The sequence below is a fragment of the Mesorhizobium sp. STM 4661 genome (assembly GCF_000359125.1).
In the GTDB taxonomy this organism is placed as follows: domain Bacteria; phylum Pseudomonadota; class Alphaproteobacteria; order Rhizobiales; family Rhizobiaceae; genus Mesorhizobium.
This window is the reverse complement of record NZ_CAAF010000008.1, coordinates 57,237-75,229: the sequence shown is the minus strand read 5'-3', so window position 1 is coordinate 75,229 and position 17,993 is coordinate 57,237. Positions and strand designations below refer to the sequence as shown.

Genomic DNA, 17,993 nt, shown 5'->3' with positions numbered 1-17,993 from the left:
TCCGTCTCGGCTTCGCCGAGCCACCTCTCCCCCACTTTCGTGGGGGCGAGGAAACCCAAACTGGAATGAAGCCGCTGTCCCGCCAACCTCAGAGCGTTGGCGATCTTCGCGCCACGCGGATCAGCGGGCGGCGCCCGATTTCGAAATCTCTTGTCCAAGGCGAACCGTTTCCCGCACCAGCAGGTCCAGATCCTCTCGCCGGGTGCGGTGATTGTTGATCGCCACCCTGAGGCAATGCTGGCCATGCACCGTCGTGTCCGAAAGGGCGGCGATGCCTTCTTCCTGCAGCCTCAGCATGATCTCGGTGTTGAGCGCCTTCAGCGCCTCGCCCGTCAGCCCGTCGCCGCGATGGCGAAAGCAGACGATGTTGATGCTGGTCGGCGCCGTCAGCTCAAGGGTCGGCTCGGCCTCGATCAGCCTGGCGAGAGTGCAGCCCTGGGCGATGTTCTGGTCGATCAGCCGGCCGAATTTCTCGACGCCGTGCTCCTTCAGCGCCATCCACACTTTGAGCGCGCGAAAACCGCGTGACGTCTGCAGGCCGTAATCATGCAGCCATTGTCCGGAGGCCAGCCCGCGTGGCGTCGATTCCAGATATTCCGGCGTCACCGCAAACGCATTTCGATGTGAGGCACCGTCCCTGACCAGGGCGCAGCCGACCTCGAACGGCGCGTGCAGCCATTTGTGCGGATCGAGCGCGATGGAATGGGCGCGTTCGATGCCGGCGACGCGATGGGCATTTTCCGGCGCGATGGCGATCAGGGCGCCGATGCAGCCGTCGACATGGAACCAGAGGTCCTCTTCCGCCGCCAACCTTGCCAGCGCCTGCAGATCGTCGATCGCGCCGGTGTTGACGGTGCCTGCCGTGCCGATGACGCAGGCCGGCTTGAAGCCTGCCTTGCGGTCTTCGGCGATCGCCTTGCGCAACGCGTCGATGTCGATCCGCAAACCGGCATCGGTCGGGATGCGCCGCAGCGCCCGGTTGCCGAGGCCGAGCGCTTCCATCGCCTTGCGGTGGCAGGAATGGAGCTGGTCCGAGCCGTAGAAACGCAGCGGCTTGGCCATGGCGGCGACGCCATATTCGCGCACGTCGACGCCGGCCTTGGCGTTGCGCGCCACCGTCAGCCCGATGATGTTGGCCATCGAGCCGCCGCTGACCAGCGTACCGCTGGCGGATTGGGGAAAACCCAGCATCTGCTTCAGCCAGTCGACCACCTGGCTGTCCATCAGGGCGGCGGCATGATTGCCGCCGCCGAGATTGGAGCCCTGGATCGCCGCCAGGAAATCGCCGAGCGCGCCGGTGAAATTGCTCGACCCCATGTACCAGGCCCAGAAGCGTGGATGAATGTTGCCCATCGGGTATGGCATCACGCTCCTGGTAACATCGTCATAGACTTCGGCCAGCGGTGTTGGCGATTGCGGCAGGGACGCGGTGAAGAAGTCCCTCACGTCTCCAGGCATCTCTTGCCACACCGGCCGCTCTCTGACATCGCGCAGGTAAGCGACGGCATCGTCGACGATCCGATGCGACAAGACCCGCACATCGGCCCAGTCCGAGGGGTCAAGCGTTTCCTCGGCGGTCGTGGCGGCGAATCCAGACGGCGTATCCATGCAGGTCGCTCCCGATATGCCGCCGTCACGCCGGAAACTGGCAGCCGGGCGTCGACTGCGAGAGCGCGATCTCCTCCGCGTCCATCTCGGCTTCGATGCCGTCGAACAGCGGCGTCGTCATGTAGCGTTCGCCGGTATCGGGCAGCATGCATAGGATCACCGAGCCGGGTGCCGCCTTTTCCGCTATTTGGCGCGCCACCGCGAAGGTGGCGCCGCCGGAAATGCCGGTGAAGATGCCCTCCTTCTGCGCCAGCGCCTTGGCCCATTTGATGCCTTCCGGTCCGGGAACAGGCATCACCTCGTCATAGAGGCTGGCGTCGACCGCCTCCTGCAGCACGTTGGGGATGAAATCCGGGGTCCAGCCCTGGATCGGGTGCGGCTCGAAGGCCGGATGGCTGGCGGCGGGCGCGCCACCGGCGCCGCGCTCCTGCGCCGTGCCGCTGCCGATGAGCTGGGCGTTGGCGGGCTCGGCCAGCACGATCCGCGTCTCCGGCCGCTCGCGCCGCAGCACGCGCCCGACGCCGACGACGGTGCCGCCGGTGCCATAGCCGGTGACGAAGCAGTCGAGCCGGGCGCCGGCGAAGTCGTTGACGATCTCGCGCGCCGTCGTCGCCTCGTGGATGGCGGCATTGGCCTTGGTCTCGAACTGACGGGCCAGGAACCAGCCATTGACCTCAGCCAGTTCCACCGCCTTCTTGTACATGCCGAAGCCTTTCTGGGCGCGCGGCGTCAGCACCACCTTGGCGCCCAGCATGCGCATCAGCTTGCGCCGTTCGACGGAAAAACTGTCGGCCATCGTCACCACCAGCGGATAGCCCTTCTGCGCGCAGACCATGGCGAGCCCGATGCCGGTGTTGCCGCTGGTCGCCTCGACGATGGTCTGCCCCGGCTTCAGCGCGCCGCTGCGCTCGCCTTCCTCGACGATGTTGAGCGCCAGCCGGTCCTTCACCGAGGCCGCCGGATTGAAGAATTCGGCCTTCACATAGATCGTCGCATGGGCCGGGCCGAGATTGTTGATCCGGATCACCGGCGTATCGCCCACCGTGTCGAGAATGCTGTCGAACAGGCGGCCGCGACCGGCCGTGGTCCTGATTTTCTGTTTATGCAACATGTTGATCTCCTCGCTTTTTCGTTGTGGCTTGTGGTCACGCGCCGGTTACAAACCGGCGGATTGGGCGGCGAAGTTTCGAGACCTGGCCGCCCTACACTTCCTCTCGACTTGCCGGCAATGCGGCGCGGCAAGTCGACAATGGCCTCGTCCGGCGTGGAAATTCGCCGCCGGATGCACCTTGTCGTTTTCGATGATAGAACAGGGGCCGACTGGCCAGCGTGGGAGCAGGCGTGGAAACGCACGTGGAATCCACTCGATCGAGCCTGGATAGCGGGATGGCAGGGTTTTGCGTGCGCCTGTTCGGGCCGCTGACCATCGTTCGCGACGGTGCCACGGTGCAACTGCCGGCATCGCGCAAGCTGCGCGCGCTCTTCGCCTATCTAGCGCTGGCGCCGCATGCCGTCGGGCGCAGCCGCCTTTGCGAGCTCTTGTGGGATGTGCCGAACGACCCGAGGGGCGAGCTCCGCTGGTGCCTGAGCAAGCTCAGAAGCGTCCTCGACGATCCAGGCAGGATCGAGACGTCTGGCGACACGGTCGCGCTTGATCTTGGCGGCAGTTTCGTCGACGCGATCGATATTGCCTCGGCCGCCGCCAAGGGCATCGAGACGCTCGATCTGGAGCGCCTGCAAGCCTTGTCCGAACTGTTCGTCGGCGATTTCCTCGAAGGACTGGAGATCGACCGCAGTCCGCATTTCATGAGCTGGGTGACCGCGCAGCGCCGCCGCTTCAGCTCATGCCATGCCGCCATCCTCGAACATCTCGTCGACAATCTCCCGGCGAGCTCGGGGAGCGTGTCTGCCTATATCGAGAAATGGCTTGCGCTGGCACCCTTCGACGGGCGCGCCCATGTCGCATTGCTGGAAAATCTGGCCCGGCGCGGCCAGCTCGGCGCGTGCGAGGAGCATCTTGCCGCAGCAGCACTGCTCTTCCAGTCCGAAGACCTGGATTTCGCTCCGGTCCGCGACGCCTGGCGGGCGATCAAGGAACGGCAATCGAAAGCCATGCCATGCGCGCGCTCGGTGATAACCTTGGCGCCGCCCCCGATTGCGCTTGCCGAACCCGATGCCGCCGCACCGCGCCGGGCTTCGCTGGCGGTGATGCCGTTTGTCGAGGAAGCCGGCACTGGCGGCCTCCGTGGCGGTCCGTTTCGAGGCGGGTTGGCCGACGGCTTCACCCACGACATCATCACCCGCCTGGCCAAGCTCAGGGATTTCTTCGTCATCGCGCGCGGCTCGGTCTTTGCGCTGGCGGAAAAGAACATCGCGCCGGAGGATGCCGGCCGGCGGCTGAATGTCGACTATGTCGCCACCGGCGCGGTGCGCGGCCTGCCGGGCCGCGTCGTCGTCAGCATCGAGCTCGTCGAGGTGCGCACCGCCAGGATCGTCTGGGCCGAGACGTTCGAGCGCCGGCCCGACGACATCTTTGCCGTGCTGGACGAGATCGGCAATGCCATCGTCTCGTCGATCTCGACCGAGATCGAGACGGTCGAGCGCAACCGCGCCATGCTGAAGGCGCCGAACTCGCTGAATGCCTGGGAGGCTTACCATCGCGGCCTCTGGCACATGTACCGCTTCACCCGCACGGAGAACGAGCAGGCCCGGCATTTCTTCGACATCGCCTTGAAGCTCGATCCGACCTTCGCCCGCGCCTATGCCGGCCTGTCCTTCACCCATTGGCAAAACGCCTTTCAGCGCTGGGGCGACCGCGAGCAGGAAAGCGCGCTGGCCTTCGAGGCGGCCGGGCAAAGCCTTCTGGTCGACGATCACAACCCGGCCGCGCACTGGGCCATGGGCCGGGCGCTATGGCTGCGCGGCGAGCAGGACGGGTCCCTCATCGAGCTGGAACGGGCCGTTGATCTGAGCCCCAACTTCGCGCTTGGCCACTACGCGCTTTCCTTCGTGCACTCGCAGTCGGGCGACCCGAAATCCGCGATCGGCTCGTCCGACCATTCCAGGCATCTCAGCCCCTTCGATCCGCTGCTGTTCGGCATGCTCGGCTCCCGCGCCATGGCGCTTGCCCGGCTCGGCCAGTTCGACGAGGCCGCCGAATGGGCGCTGAAGGCCGCCGCCCGGCCCAACGCCCACGCCATCATCCTGGCCATCGCCGCGCACTGCCTGTCGCTGGCCGGACGGCTCGACGAGGCGCGAAACTTCTCCGCCGCCCTGCGCAAGACGCTGCCGAGCTATTCAGCTGACGATTTCATCGGCACCTTCCGCTTCGATCCGGATGCCGAGGCGCTGTTCCGGCAGGGGGCGAAAAGGATTGGGCTGGGGTGAGGGTGGCGGTGCGGCAAAGCCAATCGATGACGCTGGCGGTGGCAGGTTCACCATCCGCATCGCCTCCAGCCGGTCACACCGATCGATGACTAGGCGACGAAAGCCATTTGCAACCTGTTGAAGAACGCGCCCGCTATCGCGGAAATTGCGACACATGGAATGGCTACGATGGCAAGCACGCCGGTCAAATCGATGTAGCCCTCCCATGCATCAGGTGGTGGGGGAGGAGAAGTGAGCGCCAGCCCTCCCCACAAGGCAACGTTCAGGAAAGCACAACCGGCAAAACCGATCACCCATGCCCATGTGGTGCGAGGCCGAAGCGAATAAAGCGAAACGAAAACACCGAGAACGAGCAATCCCGGACCATGACTTGCACCGAAGGCAGCGAGCCAAAAAACTGACACGCCAAGAGTTCCGTTCCAAGGCTGAACCAGCGCGAGCAGCAGCAGAGCACTTGGGATGGAAACCATCAGGATGGCGAGGAAGCCGCGGAGAAGGACATGTCGTTTCAATCGGGTCGCGCTCCCGTAACGACCGGCATCATGACATCATCACCTTAACAAAAAAAGCTCGGGCGAAGGCTGCTCGACCAGCATTGGCATCGACGAACTTCAAACGTCTAAAAGGCACGCGCGGAACAGGATCCAATCTGCGCCATTATATTAGGTGACGGAAATGTACGTGACATAATTTGTTGGGATCATGTCTGGCGGGTTTCATCGCGAGGAGGCGACGGGCGTGGACAACGAAAGGGCTGACCTTGATCGCCAAAAGGAACTTCAGGCGAACGCGCTCGCCCGAGAGACCGGGGTCACCATGAACGAGGCGCTGATGCTTATCGAGCTGGTGGGACCGCATCGAGGAGCAATGCTGCGAGTGGCGAAAATCGTGCAGGCCCGAAAGCGCGGCGGCACACCATGACAAAGCTGGCGGACCCTGATGCAGGTCGCCCAAAAGTATGCGGCGAGACTCTAGGCATTGCCTCCCACGCGCTCCGCGATAGCGAATGCCTGGAGATTCCTGGCCTTGCCGTGGTCCTGTTCCGCATTCGCAATGATTGAAAAGAAAGCCGCGCGCGCAATGTCCTTTTCGGATGCCTTCGGGTGCTGGTTCTTGACGGCCTTCAGCAGCTGCTTCGGGCTCATATCTGGCGTCACGATACGCATGAGCGTGTCGGCGATAGACTGCATCTCATCTGTGTTCATTGGTCCATGCTTCCTCGACTGGTCCACCGGCCGGCAGGATAGCAGCACGATCTAGATGCAGCCACCGCCTTACACTAGCGCGGTTGGCCTACACCACCCGCCGACCCCTCAGATGAAGTTGGCCGAAATGACCGTTGTATGATTCTCGCCGGCATGGGCGGCATCTCGCGAATGCGGACTCGCGAGTGTGATCGGCGCGTGCCAGTCGTGAGGCTCGGTTCGATGTATCTGATTGGCGGTCCAGCAAGCGGCGCATCGAGACCAATCTACCGCCTTCGGATTGATCCAGGTCTCCCGTTGTCTGTTATCGCCTGTGGCCCGACGTTGGGTTCCTTCGTTCGCATGCTTCGCTGATATTAGCATCGGTGCATATAGTCTCGCCAGCCGGAGAACCCCCCGCAAAGCCCTCCGGTGAGGCCCGGTTCCCGACTGTCTGATCGGGGGCCGGGCCTACTGCGCGATGATCGGGAGGGCTACCGTCCCAGAGCTTGCTTGGACACCGATACAAGCTCATCCTCGTCAACGACCCCGGCCATGTAGTTTGCCAGAATCCTGGAAGCGATTGTTTCACGCTCATGCTCGGACTGACCCGCAACCTTCAGCCGATCGAAGACGCGGTTAAGAAGCGCCACTTCGGTCGCATCGAAAACACCCGAATCCTCGGCTTTTCGACGAATCGGCATGCCACCTTCCCACGCCAGATGAACATCTCGCACAGCTAATACTCAATCAGAACACGAAGCAAAGAAAAAAGCCCGCCGCGGCTTGCGGCCGACGCGCCCGGTCCGGGCATCGCCATGCGCGGGCTTAACGATCCATTTCCGATTTTGGCGGTACGCCTTGTGTCGAAGATTAATTCTCGATTCATGGCGCCAGGATTATTCCGTCAATGTCAGTTGTCGCGTTCCCGATCAGTCGAGAGATTTCCACTGTGCGGCTCATCGCCAACACCATTGGCCGACTTCATGGTGAGGATGCGGTCACATTCTGGCGGGAAACAGCCAGCCACCTGCTCTCAGTTGCGATCGAGCGAGGCTATGAAACCGAAGCTGCGCGCCATGAGGTCCGACAGTTCTTTGACGCGGTTCAACTCACGTTGCACAAATCGCTACCAGGGTTTGCGGACCAAAATTCTGAACATTAGAAAAGCGCTGCTATCGTACCCCTTGAAACCCCATCTGGACGCGTGAACGCTGCTAGCAATCGTCCTAAAAATAGCCGCAATAAGCGTAGGTGAACGAGCGACTCATCCCGAATTCAGTGACGCGCACACAAGCCGGCTCACCGGACCATAGCGTTATCAGGCGACCAGTCGCATTGGCGGCGGCTTTGAACGCCGAAGGCGCAACAATGCTCTGGGACGCTGTAACCGTACTGCCGTGTATTTCTTCGACAACGTATCTTGGCATTATCAATCTCCAACCAATGTGGCGGATGCCGCAGTGGCGACAATCAGTGAGAGGGCCCGCCGGTCATTCGCGAAGCGACGAGCCCTCCACCCCAGGCCCCGAGCCCAGCGATGCAATTGCAGTGCCAACCTTGTTGACCCATTTCGGGTCATTCCCTGGCGTAAGCAGTTTTCAGCCGGCGTACTTCATTCAGATGTTTCGGCTCCAATTTCTCTCTGCACATGTTCGCCGGCCGGCGCCCCCCGCCAAGATCGCTGGTCAAGGCCCTGCGGCTGTAGCGTGTAATCTACCAGCCGCAGGGCCAAGCACAGGTCCGCCGCGCTGACCACTGAAAGTAGCCGGCGACATTGCGTGCCTTGCCCTGATTCCCCGCCAAGTCACGCAATGCGCGGCACATTAGCGACAGCGAAAACACCGGATCAATAACGGAGGTTGTGGATAAACCGATCGGAATCGATCTGTGACAAAAATGCCGTAAGGGAAGGTTGCAACCGCCGGCATCGGCGCCTGGTGCGGGGGTGGTCTAACCGCCAGCTAAGGCGCACTTCTGCGCGGGATGGTTATCGAAATAATTTCGCGGTTCAGACGGCGATGGGGTCACGACGGAGGACATCGATAAGCTCCAATGCTGACTTGGCAACATCGGCTACTTCCAGCCGTTGGACGCAATACACGCGACCAGTTTCGTCTTCCTTGCAGATGCCCTTAGCTGTGCACTGGCATGGCATTGACGGCCTCAGCGTCCGATTTGGTACGCCGAGAGGTCCCCAGATATCGGGCGATGTCAGGCCAAACAGTCCAACCACTGGTGTTTTGACAGCGGCGGCCAAATGCATCGGACCGCTTTCGTTACCCAAAAAAATGAATGCCTCGCTTAGCAGCGCAGCCAGGACCTCGAGCGAGGCCTTTCCCACCAGGCTGACCACTGGCGAGGTCGCGGCATCCAATACTTTTTGCGCGATGGGCGTCTCGTCCGGGCCGCCGACGACCACCGCGGCGAGACCGCTCCTTTCGTAGATCTCACCAATTGCCGAAGCGAACCGTTCTGGCTGCCAACAGCGGCCTTCGAAGCTGGCACCGGCATGCACCGCAACGAACGATCCCCTTGCCAGTTTATGTCGCGCGAGCAACTCTCTTGCTTCGTCCTGGCATGCTTTGACGGGCTGCAAGGAGGGAACCGGGTCTTCCAACTCGATTCCAAGTGCCGTAAGCGGGGACAGATACCGGTAGAGATAGTGTTCTCCGCCATGCCCGTACGTGGCCGCGAAGACATTTGCAGGCTGCATCTCCCAGATTCTTAATGGGCTCTCAGGCGGATCGAACCCGACGCGGATGGGAGCGTTTATAAGCCGCGTCAAAATTCGCGATGTTTTCGAGTCCGAGAGATCAATGGTCACGTCGAATTTTTGCCGTCGTATTGTAGACGTCACTCTGTAGAGCTCGGACGCCCTCTCATATGGGGTGCCCCGCATGCGTCGACGGCCAAATGGGATTGCAATGTCGGCAATGCCCAGGGCGACGACAAAATGCTCGAGCCCGGATGCGCACAAAAGCGCGATGGTTGCTTTCGGGTACGTCGCTCGAAGATGCCGCGTGAGGACCGAGGTGAGAATAACATCGCCAATGAACTTGGTTTGATTGACCAGGATCGATTGGATGTTGGTTCTAGCCACGACCCGATTTTGATCGGAAGTTGCCGTTGATCTCGCCAGGCTCATGCCACTGCCACTGGAATTAGTGCCAGCCCAACCAGACAAATCATGACGAGCGCAGCGCGCGTCGAAATGGGCCACCGCGCCGACCAAAACCGCCAGATCGAAAAGACCAACATCAAGGAACCGATGATGACAAGGGCGATGCGCATTTGGGACCGCAATGTGGCAGGGACATGTCAGCCGACAATCTTTCGCTTAAGCTTCTTTAGCCAGCCACGCGAGCTGCCGGGGGAGACATAATCGGGCGACACATAGCGTGGCTGTTGCGAGGTGCCTTTTAGATAGAGCGGCGGGTCAACCTCCCCAACCAGATTGACGAACAGCCGGGACTTATCAGTCGGCCGACGCACTGTGACGCCGTGGACGGATTCAATAGAATTGATGAAGAGGACAAGAAGATTTTTGTCATACTTGATTGTCTCGACACATTCGAGATATTGGTCATCGACATATGCGTCCCGAAACAGGTCTGCTCGTTGCTTTAACGTCGTGTATTCCGGTTTGAATCTGCTAATTGTCAGATCGCCACCAATGGCATCATAGTCGTCGGGCCGCATGTAGAAGAGACCGGAAAAGAGCTTGTCACCATTGTCGATATGGCTGGCTCGAACCGAGCTTGCAGTCGTTACCGGGGTGTTGCCGCTTAGCATTGCGTCCATGAGGACGTCGTGGGTGGTGTGGCTGTCGCTGGACCGGACACCAGCCTTCATGGATTTCAAATGCTCGTATGTGGGGAAATGATCCGGATAGATCGAATGGATTTCGTCGTAGAAGAGCTCGGCTATCTCATCGAAAAATGACTGCGACGTGTGATAGGCGATGAAATCGCGCCACAGTTGAGGAACGGAATGGTTTTTTCGCGTCTTTCGAGCCTCGTAGTCCCATCTCGAGTTATTCTTGCTTCCATCGATCTTGAGCGTTTCAGGCGATGGGAATTGCGCCTCCAATTCTCTGTAAAGGTCTTTCGGCAAAGCGTCTTTTAGCACGATATGCGGAAATGGGCTCGACCGCACGTCGTCCTTGGTCGCGCGCTGCAGAACTGAAAGCTGGTTAGACATGCACATTGCCTAGTTAAGGTTGCGGAAATGTCGCCCGCGGAGCCATTTCAAGTCAACTCTGCAACGAAGCTCCAACGGGTTAACCTGCCGGTTCAAGCCGGCGGCCTGTGCTGCCGAATGGCAGCTCCGACAACGGGGCGGCCTCGGATCTGACCATTTCACACGTCAGCAGATCTGCTCCAACCATCAAAGGCAGTAATGCGTCGGCGAAGGTATACGCTTCGATGTCATACAGCCATTTGAGGTAAAAAAGGGCTGCGGAAGTTCCAACCACGCAACCCACTATGTTGAGCTGGGATGCGACAAGTTCCACGGGCATCGCGTATGGGAGGTTCAACTCCATGAAGCGAATGTCTTCATCACCTGTCAGAATTTCAACGGAACCCCTCAGCTCGTCAAAAAAAGGTTCGCGAATGCGTGGATGTTCCTTCCAGACCACATCATAACCCTTTTGGATTATTGCCTCCACGACATGCCTGTAGATGCTGGCCTCCTGCGCATAAGACATGATTCCATTGCGGGATAAAGCCTGCCCCAAAAGCAGCACTCGCGGACGCACCGATCTGCCTCGACGGCCGGTATCGCCGGGAGTGGGTACAATGGCGGCCGCCTGGTCTATCACACGACGCAGAAGTTCCGCGCCAACCTGGATTCTCGGCACTTTCGCAAATGCAGCCGGCAGCGGCAATTCTCCCTGCAACAACGCGTAACATCGGTCGACGCGAACCAAGTGGCGTTTGTCGATTCGGTCAGCCGTTTTTCTCAGACGAAAGGCAGGAAGGAGCGCAGCCAATCCCCATCTTATGTATCCCCCGGCCCAGCCGACCGGCGGCCACGACAGATTGGAAACCTCCATTGGGAGGTAGGAGGTCAGGCCATCCTCGTAGAGCACTATCCTTGCGGAAGGATACGAGTCCAAGAGTATTTTTTCTGAAGGTCGATTGACGAAACATGTCCAGATTTCCTGCACTGAATGCTGTTCAAGCCCCAGCCTCTCTCGAATGAGCCTGTAAATTTGCAGGATTTCCAGCTGCCCATATTTACGCCGGGATGTAAGGATGTCGTAAGCCCATATGACGCGCTTCCAGGGCCAGATAGCATTTGCGAGCGCGGCGAGCGCCTCTTTGAATTCGTCCGGAACCCCCGCGATTTCGTATACTACCAAGTAATCGTCAGATTCCGTCGGAGCACGCGAAGAGCCGTCCGCGATTGCTTGATGCAGGGACGCTACCAGGCTCAGCACTTGCCAGGTTCCAAATGCACAACACAGACGGACTGTCATTCTGCCAACTCTGATGCGATTAATCGACAAGCTTTCTATAGGACTGCTGCCATCTTGTAGAATTTGAAGATAGGGATTGCGCCAAAGCGATCAATTGCTGAAATGAAATCGGCAAGAGTATCTTTCAGCGATCACGCTTTCGGATACCGCTCATACTGCAAGGCAACAAAAAGCCCGGCGAACCGGGCTTTTTTGTTGGGCTTCTGAACCGTATCGAACGGTCTCGAAACGGGAATTTGGTGCCCAGAAGAGGACTCGAACCTCCACGCCTTGCGGCACACGGACCTGAACCGTGCGCGTCTACCAATTCCGCCATCTGGGCTGGTGCGGGCTCATGTAAGCGGGCAGACGGTGGGTGTCAACGCGCTTTTTAATGCATGTCGCCCAAAAGTGCGCAGCGGTTTTGGGACAACGACATGCATAAAATCAAGGATTTAAAGCGCGCCGCATAAATCCCTCAACTACGACGCGCTTTAAAGCCGCAATCCGTTGCCGGCTCAGCCCTCCAGCACTTCCTTCGACGCCACCGTCGAATCGGCGTTGAGCTTGTAGACGATCGGCACCCCGGTGCCGAGTTCCAGCTTGACGATCTCCTCGCCCGATTTGCCGTCCAGCGCCATGATCAGCGCGCGCAGCGAATTGCCGTGCGCCGCCACCAGCACGGTTTCGCCGCGCAGCACATGCGGCTGCAGATCGTGCAGGTAATAGGGCCAGACGCGCGCGCCGGTGTCCTTCAGGCTTTCGCCGCCGGGCGGCGGCACGTCGTAGGAGCGGCGCCAGACATGCACCTGCTCCTCGCCCCACTTCTTGCGCGCGTCGTCCTTGTTGAGACCGGAGAGATCGCCATAGTCGCGTTCGTTCAGCGCCTGGTCGCGGATGGTCTCGAGCTCGCTCTGGCCGACCGCGTCGAGAATGTGCTGGCAGGTTTTTTGCGCCCGGATCAGCGCCGAGGTGAAGGCGATGTCGAATTTCAGGCCGCGTGCCTTAAGCTTCGCGCCCGCCTCCTTGGCCTCCTTGTGGCCCTGCTCGGTCAGGTCGACATCGCGCCAGCCGGTGAACAGGTTCTTCAGGTTCCATTCGCTCTGGCCATGCCGCACGAGCACGAGAGTTCTCGACATTTCTGCTCCTTCAGGTTTGAGCAATTCCAGGAAAAGTGTGTAGCGGTTTTCCGTCCGGAATTGCGTAAAGACAAATTTGAGCAATTCCAGGAAAAGTGTGTAGCGGTTTTCCGTCCGGAATTGCGTAAGACAAATAGTTCTGGATTTCTCAGCCGAGCCCGAGCACGTCCCGCATCGAATAGAGTCCGGGCTTCTTGCCCCGCGCCCAAAGCGCAGCCTTGACCGCGCCGCGGGCGAAGATCGCCCGGTCCTCGGCATGATGGGCGAGCGTGATGCGCTCCCCGGTGCCGGCCAGTATCACGGAATGATCGCCGACCACCGAGCCGCCGCGCAGCGTGGCGAAGCCGATGGAGCCGGCTTTTCGCACGCCGGTGTGACCGTCGCGTGACCGAACATCGTTGCCGGCAAGCGCGATGCCGCGCCCGGCGGCCGCGGCTTCGCCGAGCAGCAGCGCCGTTCCAGAAGGCGCGTCGACCTTGTGCCGGTGATGCATTTCCAGGATCTCGATGTCGAAATCGTCGGCGTCGAGCGCGCGCGCCGCCTGTTCCACCAGCACCGCCAGAAGATTGACGCCAAGGCTCATATTGCCTGATTTGACGATCGTCGCGTGGCGCGCCGCAGCCCCGATCTTGGCATCGTCCTCGGCCGAGCAGCCTGTGGTGCCGATGACATGGGCGATGCGCGCCTGCGCCGCGTAGCCGGCGAATTCGACACTCGCCGCCGGGCTGGTGAAATCGAGCACGCCGTCGGCCTCGGCGAAGGCCGGCAGCGGATCGTCGCCGATCGGCACGTTGATGATGCCGATGCCGGCGAGCTCGCCGGCATCCTTGCCGAGATAAGCCGAACCGGACCGCTCGACCGCGCCGGCGACGCGTGCGCCCGGGATCGTGTGGATGGCGCGGATCAGCGCCTGGCCCATGCGGCCGGCCGCGCCCACCACCACCAGCCCCATGTCAGTGTTGGAAGTGCCGCTCATAAAATTCTCCCGACCGCTCTCTTGGCGCGTCGCGCCGGTGGTTGCGGCACTGGAGTTTGGATGGGCTTGGCGTCATCGACAAGCCCCAGCCCCTTATTGCCCTGCACCCGGTGGAAACGGGCATAGACGCTGTGCGGGTCGGCCATCAGCGAGGCATGCGTGCCCTGTTCGACCAGCCGGCCCTCTTCCAGCACGATGATCTGGTCGGCATTGACCACCGTCGACAGCCGGTGCGCGATCACGATGGTGGTGCGCCCTTCCATCACCTGGGTCAGCGCCTGCTGGACGCGTGCTTCCGCCTCATTGTCGAGCGCCGAGGTCGCCTCGTCGAGCAGCAGGATCGGTGCATTGCGCACGATGGCGCGGGCGATCGACACGCGCTGGCGCTGGCCGCCAGACAGCGTCACGCCGTTTTCGCCGACCGGCGTGTCATAGCCTTGCGGCTGCTGGCGGATGAAATCGTCAGCCGCGGCCTGCTGTGCCGCGCGTTCGATCTCGGCGTCGGTGGCGCTCGGCCGGCCGTAGCGGATGTTGTCGCGGATGGTGCCTTCGAACAGATAGGGCGCCTGAGAAACATAGGCGATGGAGCCGCGCAGCGACTGCTTGGTCACCCCCGAAATGTCCTGGCCGTCGATCTCGATGTTGCCCTTGTCGACGTCGTAGAAGCGCTGCAAGAGCGCCACCAGCGTCGATTTGCCGGCGCCCGAGGCGCCGACGATCGCCGTCGTCTTGCCGGCGGCGGCGACGAAGCTCAAATCCTGGAGCACCGGCGTCTCCGCGACATAGCCGAACGACACATTGTTGAAGCGCACCTCGCCTTTTGTGAACTTCGCCGCGACCGCTCCCGGTGCATCGCCCTGCTGCGGCTCGAGGTCGAGCAGCTCGTAGATCATGCGCGCATTGACCAGCGCCCGCTCCATGCCGACCTGCATGCGCGCCAGCCGCCGCGCCGGGTCGTAGGCGAGCAGCAGCGCGGTGATGAAGGAGAAGACGGCGCCCGGCGGCTGTCCAAGCACGGTCGCCCGGTAGCCGGAATAGGCGATGACGCCGGCAACGGTGAAGCCGGCCAGTATTTCGGAGATCGGCGTCAGCCGTTCCGAAACGCGGGCGATCTTGTTTGACCGCTGCTCCGCATCGTCGGCGAGCTTGCCGATGCGGCGCGACAGCTCGTCCTCCATGGTGAAGGCCTTGACGATGGCGATGCCTTGCGTGGCTTCCTGCATGGCGCCGATCAGCCGCGAGTTGATCTGCACCGATTCACGCGTGATGCGCCGCACCCGCCGCATCAGATAGGTGACGGTGTAGATCAGCGGCGGCCCGATCAGCAGCGAGCTCAGGGACAGAACCGGGTCCTGGTAGATCATGACGCAGATCAGCCCGATCAGCGTCACGCCGTCGCGCGCGATCGATGTCAGCGTCATCGACAGCAGGTCGCGGATGCCGTTGACGTTCTCGTTGATCTGCGCCGCCAGACGCCCCGAGCGCGTGTCGTTGAAGAAGCCGACGCCGAGCTTCATCAGATGGTCGAAGATGCGCTTCTGGTAGCGCGCCACCAGATTGTTGCCGATCTTGGCAAGCGTCACCGCCTGGCCGTAGCCGGCCAGGCCGCGCAGGATGAAGGCGCCCATGATCGCGGCGCAGATCCAGGCGATCAGATCGCCGCGCCGCTCGTAGAAGATCTGATTGACCACCGGGCTCATGATCAAGGCGGTGACCGCTGTCGTTCCCGACACGGTCAACAGGCAGACTATGGTGAAGACGTACGACCACCGGTAGTCGTGTCCGTTCTCGGCAAGGATACGGCGCACCACCGCCACGACCTCGCCGGGCCGGGCCTTCGCCAGGTGTTTGGGCGCTTGGTGTTTGGGCGATTGGTTCAAGTCGTTCCGTGCTGTCCGTTCGGCGTCGCCGCCGGGCTGATATTGGGGACTTCTATTAGCGCCCCGGCGGCGGCTTGCCTATGGCCGAGCGCGGCGAAACTTCGTCGCGGACGATCCTGCCGGACGGATCGGGCTCTACACCCGCCAGCGCCGCCCCGCCGTCTGGACGCCGAACAGCGAGGGGTTCCTGGCATAGGCGGCAAGACCGGAAAGCGCGGCCAGCGGGTGGGTGATGACATAGACGGGCATGGTGCGCATCAGCTCGCTGTGCGGCGCCTTGTCCTCGAAAGCGGCGCGGAAATTGCCGGCCTTCAGCGCCGGCAGGATCTTCTGCGCGATGCCGCCGGTGAGAAAGACGCCGCCGCGGCTCATGAACACCATCGCCAGGTCGCCGGCGGTGCGCCCCAGGCAGGTAACGAACATCTCGAGCGCCTCCTCGGACACCGGATCCGACTTCGCCAGCGCAGCGGCGGTGATTTCGGCCGGCTTGGTGAAGGGCGCCGGCTTGCCGTCCGCCTTGGCCACCGCCCGGTAGGCATTGACGAGGCCGCGCCCGGACAGGATCTGTTCGCCGGAGATGCGGCCGTCCAGCTTCTCGATATGCGCAAACACCTCGAAATCGCGCGGCGTGCGCGGCCCGATGTCCATATGGCCGCCCTCGCCGGGCACCGGTATCCAGTGGCTCAGCGCATGGACCAGGCCGGCGACGCCAAGCCCGGTTCCAGGACCGAGCACCACCCGTCCCGCATTGGGCTCCGGCGCATCGCCGCCGATCTTCTCCATATGCTCCTCGCCGAGCGCCACGACGGCCAGCGCCTGGGCCTCGAAATCATTGAGCACCACGACATCGCCGATGCCGACGCTGGCAAACATCTGTTTCGGCTTGACGATCCACGGGCAGTTGGTGAGCGGGATCTCGTCGCTGTCGACCGGGCCGGCCACCGCCAGCACGGCGGAGTTGGGCCGCACCGACGAGCGGTCGAGCACCGCCGCCTGGATCGCCTCGTCGATGGTGTTGAAACTGGCAGTCTGCACGATGGTTGGTTCGCCCGCCTCGGAATTCGCGTCGAGCACGATCGAGAAGCGCGCATTGGTGCCGCCGATGTCGCCGATCAGGATCGGAAACCGCAACACGGTGTCGTCGTCGCCTGCCATGCTCTTGTCTGTCCCCGTTGCGGCAGTCCGCCGCTGTTCTTCGTTGACTAGCGCATGACCTGGGAAAGGGGAAGGCGCTTCAGAGTCAATTGCCCGGCCGCGGCCGCGGCAGTGGGATGCCGATCTCGGGCGTTGCCGCGAAGGCATTCGCCGAGGCCGGGAGCGCCCCCGCATCGCCTGTGACAGCCGGTTCCGGAGCTGCGACGGGAGGCGCAGGGGTGGCGTCCGCGATCGACTTGTCGCCGCCTTTATCATGATAGGTCGCAGCTTCGGCCGAAGACGGAGCAGGCGCGTCGAGCACCGCCCGGCATTCCCTGGGCAGGCTCGCCATGGTCATCAGCTCGCGCGCCTTCGGCTTGTCGGGGTTTTTGCTGGGGCGCCACGGTTCGTCGGTGAACCACCAGGCCAGCGACTGGTCGCAGCCGTCGCCCGGCACTGTCGTCTCCTGCCGTTTGCAGTCGGGCGAGCCGGGCTGGCAGCCGACGCGCATGTGGAAGTGATAGTCGTGGCCCCAGAACGGCCTGATCTTGCGCAGCCATGCGCGGTCGCCCTTCACCGTATCGCAGAGCTTCTTCTTGATGCCGGGATTGACCAGGATGCGCTCGACTTCCTTGTAGCTCGCTGCCCGCTTCAAGAGCCGCATATGCTGCGGCGTCCACAGTGCGTCCTTCACCAGATGGGTCTTCTCGTCGACCAGCAAGGTGGCGCTCATCTTCTCGCGCTGGTCGGTCGAAAGCCGGTTGTCGGGCATCGGCGTCAGCCAGATGTCGGCGTCGAGGCCGATCTGATGCGAGGCATGGCCGGTCAGCATCGGGCCGCCGCGCGGCTGCGAGATGTCGCCAACCAAGAGGCCGGGCCAGCCATCGGCGGCGGCGTCGCGCGACAATTTCTCGATCAGCCCGATCATTGCCGGATGGCCCCAGCGGCGGTTGCGCGAAGGCCGCATCACCTCCCAGTGCGGGCCGTCCATGGGGATGGCGACGCCGCCGGCAAAGCAGCCCTTGGAGTAGAAGCCGAAGGATTGCGGTGCCGCCACGGCGGGCAGCTTCTCGGCGCCGAACAGGTCTTTCGCCAATTCTTGCGCAGCTGCGGGCTGCTGCGCTCCCGTCAAGGCAAGGACGGCTAGCGCCGCCGCCAGCTTCAGCGACGTTCTGCCGGGCAATGATCGCTTCAACATTGTCATGAAGCCGGACCCCTCCG

16 protein-coding genes and 1 tRNA gene are annotated in these 17,993 nt (G+C 62.1%); 3 read left to right on the top strand and 14 right to left on the bottom strand.

The window, feature by feature from the left end:
* Window positions 1–120 precede the first annotated feature (120 nt).
* Window positions 121–1,608: an aspartate aminotransferase family protein gene (locus MESS4_RS03275; RefSeq protein WP_006326496.1), complete on the bottom strand. Its 1,488-nt coding sequence runs from the start codon at window positions 1,606–1,608 to the stop codon at window positions 121–123.
* Between the two features lie 25 nt (window positions 1,609–1,633).
* Window positions 1,634–2,719 (bottom strand): pyridoxal-phosphate dependent enzyme, encoded by a 1,086-nt coding sequence (locus MESS4_RS03270; RefSeq protein ID WP_006326494.1) that lies wholly within the window; start codon window positions 2,717–2,719, stop codon window positions 1,634–1,636.
* Window positions 2,720–2,994: 275 nt separating this feature from the next.
* Between MESS4_RS03270 and MESS4_RS03265 the strand changes: the two genes are divergently transcribed.
* Entirely contained in the window at window positions 2,995–4,995 is a 2,001-nt protein-coding gene (locus MESS4_RS03265) for a transcriptional regulator (protein ID WP_036240555.1), read from the top strand.
* 89 nt (window positions 4,996–5,084) lie between these two features.
* Here MESS4_RS03265 and MESS4_RS03260 read toward each other — a convergent pair whose 3' ends face one another.
* A complete protein-coding gene (locus MESS4_RS03260) occupies window positions 5,085–5,507 on the bottom strand; it encodes a hypothetical protein (RefSeq protein WP_006326486.1) in 423 nt (140 codons plus the stop codon).
* A gap of 226 nt (window positions 5,508–5,733) precedes the next feature.
* On the opposite strand from MESS4_RS03260, the gene MESS4_RS03255 reads away from it, so the two are divergent.
* Window positions 5,734–5,916: a hypothetical protein gene (locus MESS4_RS03255; RefSeq protein WP_157385503.1), complete on the top strand. Its 183-nt coding sequence runs from the start codon at window positions 5,734–5,736 to the stop codon at window positions 5,914–5,916.
* 50 nt (window positions 5,917–5,966) lie between these two features.
* On the opposite strand, the gene MESS4_RS03250 is transcribed toward MESS4_RS03255, so the two are convergent.
* Together MESS4_RS03250 and MESS4_RS31575 are read right to left on the bottom strand one after the other, a co-directional pair.
* On the bottom strand, window positions 5,967–6,200 hold the full coding sequence (locus tag MESS4_RS03250) for a hypothetical protein (RefSeq protein ID WP_006326484.1): 234 nt from the start codon (window positions 6,198–6,200) through the stop codon (window positions 5,967–5,969).
* A gap of 473 nt (window positions 6,201–6,673) precedes the next feature.
* The gene (locus tag MESS4_RS31575; protein ID WP_006326482.1) at window positions 6,674–6,883 is read right to left on the bottom strand and encodes a hypothetical protein; all 210 of its coding nucleotides are present in this window, start codon (window positions 6,881–6,883) and stop codon (window positions 6,674–6,676) included.
* Between the two features lie 206 nt (window positions 6,884–7,089).
* On the opposite strand from MESS4_RS31575, the gene MESS4_RS03245 reads away from it, so the two are divergent.
* On the top strand, window positions 7,090–7,344 hold the full coding sequence (locus MESS4_RS03245; protein ID WP_006326479.1) for a DUF6074 family protein: 255 nt from the start codon (window positions 7,090–7,092) through the stop codon (window positions 7,342–7,344).
* Window positions 7,345–8,190: 846 nt separating this feature from the next.
* Here MESS4_RS03245 and MESS4_RS03240 read toward each other — a convergent pair.
* The 9 genes from MESS4_RS03240 to mepA all read right to left on the bottom strand — a co-directional run bounded on the left by MESS4_RS03240 (window position 8,191) and on the right by mepA (window position 17,976).
* Window positions 8,191–9,327: a glycosyltransferase family 9 protein gene (locus tag MESS4_RS03240; RefSeq protein WP_006326474.1), complete on the bottom strand. Its 1,137-nt coding sequence runs from the start codon at window positions 9,325–9,327 to the stop codon at window positions 8,191–8,193.
* A 173-nt stretch (window positions 9,328–9,500) separates the two neighbouring features.
* Complete coding sequence (locus MESS4_RS03235; RefSeq protein WP_006326472.1) at window positions 9,501–10,382, bottom strand: hypothetical protein; 882 nt, start codon at window positions 10,380–10,382, stop codon at window positions 9,501–9,503.
* A gap of 79 nt (window positions 10,383–10,461) precedes the next feature.
* Window positions 10,462–11,625, bottom strand: coding sequence for a polysialyltransferase family glycosyltransferase (locus MESS4_RS03230; protein WP_006326471.1), 1,164 nt, complete (start codon window positions 11,623–11,625; stop codon window positions 10,462–10,464).
* 276 nt (window positions 11,626–11,901) lie between these two features.
* Window positions 11,902–11,986 (bottom strand) — tRNA-Leu (locus MESS4_RS03225).
* Window positions 11,987–12,161: 175 nt separating this feature from the next.
* A complete protein-coding gene (locus tag MESS4_RS03220) occupies window positions 12,162–12,782 on the bottom strand; it encodes a 2,3-bisphosphoglycerate-dependent phosphoglycerate mutase (protein WP_006326468.1) in 621 nt (206 codons plus the stop codon).
* 148 nt (window positions 12,783–12,930) lie between these two features.
* On the bottom strand, window positions 12,931–13,758 hold the full coding sequence (gene dapB, locus MESS4_RS03215) for a 4-hydroxy-tetrahydrodipicolinate reductase (protein ID WP_006326467.1): 828 nt from the start codon (window positions 13,756–13,758) through the stop codon (window positions 12,931–12,933).
* Entirely contained in the window at window positions 13,755–15,638 is a 1,884-nt protein-coding gene (locus tag MESS4_RS03210; RefSeq protein WP_006326466.1) for an ABC transporter ATP-binding protein, read from the bottom strand. The genes dapB and MESS4_RS03210 overlap by 4 nt, the downstream gene beginning before the upstream one ends.
* Before the next feature lie 135 nt (window positions 15,639–15,773).
* Entirely contained in the window at window positions 15,774–16,793 is a 1,020-nt protein-coding gene (locus MESS4_RS03205) for a glucokinase (RefSeq protein WP_006326465.1), read from the bottom strand.
* Window positions 16,794–16,878: 85 nt separating this feature from the next.
* Complete coding sequence (gene mepA, locus MESS4_RS03200) at window positions 16,879–17,976, bottom strand: penicillin-insensitive murein endopeptidase (protein WP_036240551.1); 1,098 nt, start codon at window positions 17,974–17,976, stop codon at window positions 16,879–16,881.
* Between the last annotated feature and the right edge of the window lie 17 nt (window positions 17,977–17,993).

What these genes read in the sequence shown, in the direction of transcription:
- MESS4_RS03270 (WP_006326494.1), bottom strand. Translation starts at nt 2,719, where the DNA reads ATGTTGCATAAACAGAAAATCAGGACCACGGCCGGTCGCGGCCGCCTG.
- MESS4_RS03235 (WP_006326472.1), bottom strand. Translation starts at nt 10,382, where the DNA reads ATGTCTAACCAGCTTTCAGTTCTGCAGCGCGCGACCAAGGACGACGTG.
- MESS4_RS03245 (WP_006326479.1), top strand. Translation starts at nt 7,090, where the DNA reads ATGTCAGTTGTCGCGTTCCCGATCAGTCGAGAGATTTCCACTGTGCGG.
- dapB (WP_006326467.1), bottom strand. Translation starts at nt 13,758, where the DNA reads ATGAGCGGCACTTCCAACACTGACATGGGGCTGGTGGTGGTGGGCGCG.
- MESS4_RS03250 (WP_006326484.1), bottom strand. Translation starts at nt 6,200, where the DNA reads ATGAACACAGATGAGATGCAGTCTATCGCCGACACGCTCATGCGTATC.
- MESS4_RS03240 (WP_006326474.1), bottom strand. Translation starts at nt 9,327, where the DNA reads ATGAGCCTGGCGAGATCAACGGCAACTTCCGATCAAAATCGGGTCGTG.
- MESS4_RS31575 (WP_006326482.1), bottom strand. Translation starts at nt 6,883, where the DNA reads ATGCCGATTCGTCGAAAAGCCGAGGATTCGGGTGTTTTCGATGCGACC.
- MESS4_RS03205 (WP_006326465.1), bottom strand. Translation starts at nt 16,793, where the DNA reads ATGGCAGGCGACGACGACACCGTGTTGCGGTTTCCGATCCTGATCGGC.
- MESS4_RS03265 (WP_036240555.1), top strand. Translation starts at nt 2,995, where the DNA reads ATGGCAGGGTTTTGCGTGCGCCTGTTCGGGCCGCTGACCATCGTTCGC.
- mepA (WP_036240551.1), bottom strand. Translation starts at nt 17,976, where the DNA reads ATGACAATGTTGAAGCGATCATTGCCCGGCAGAACGTCGCTGAAGCTG.
- MESS4_RS03275 (WP_006326496.1), bottom strand. Translation starts at nt 1,608, where the DNA reads ATGGATACGCCGTCTGGATTCGCCGCCACGACCGCCGAGGAAACGCTT.
- MESS4_RS03220 (WP_006326468.1), bottom strand. Translation starts at nt 12,782, where the DNA reads ATGTCGAGAACTCTCGTGCTCGTGCGGCATGGCCAGAGCGAATGGAAC.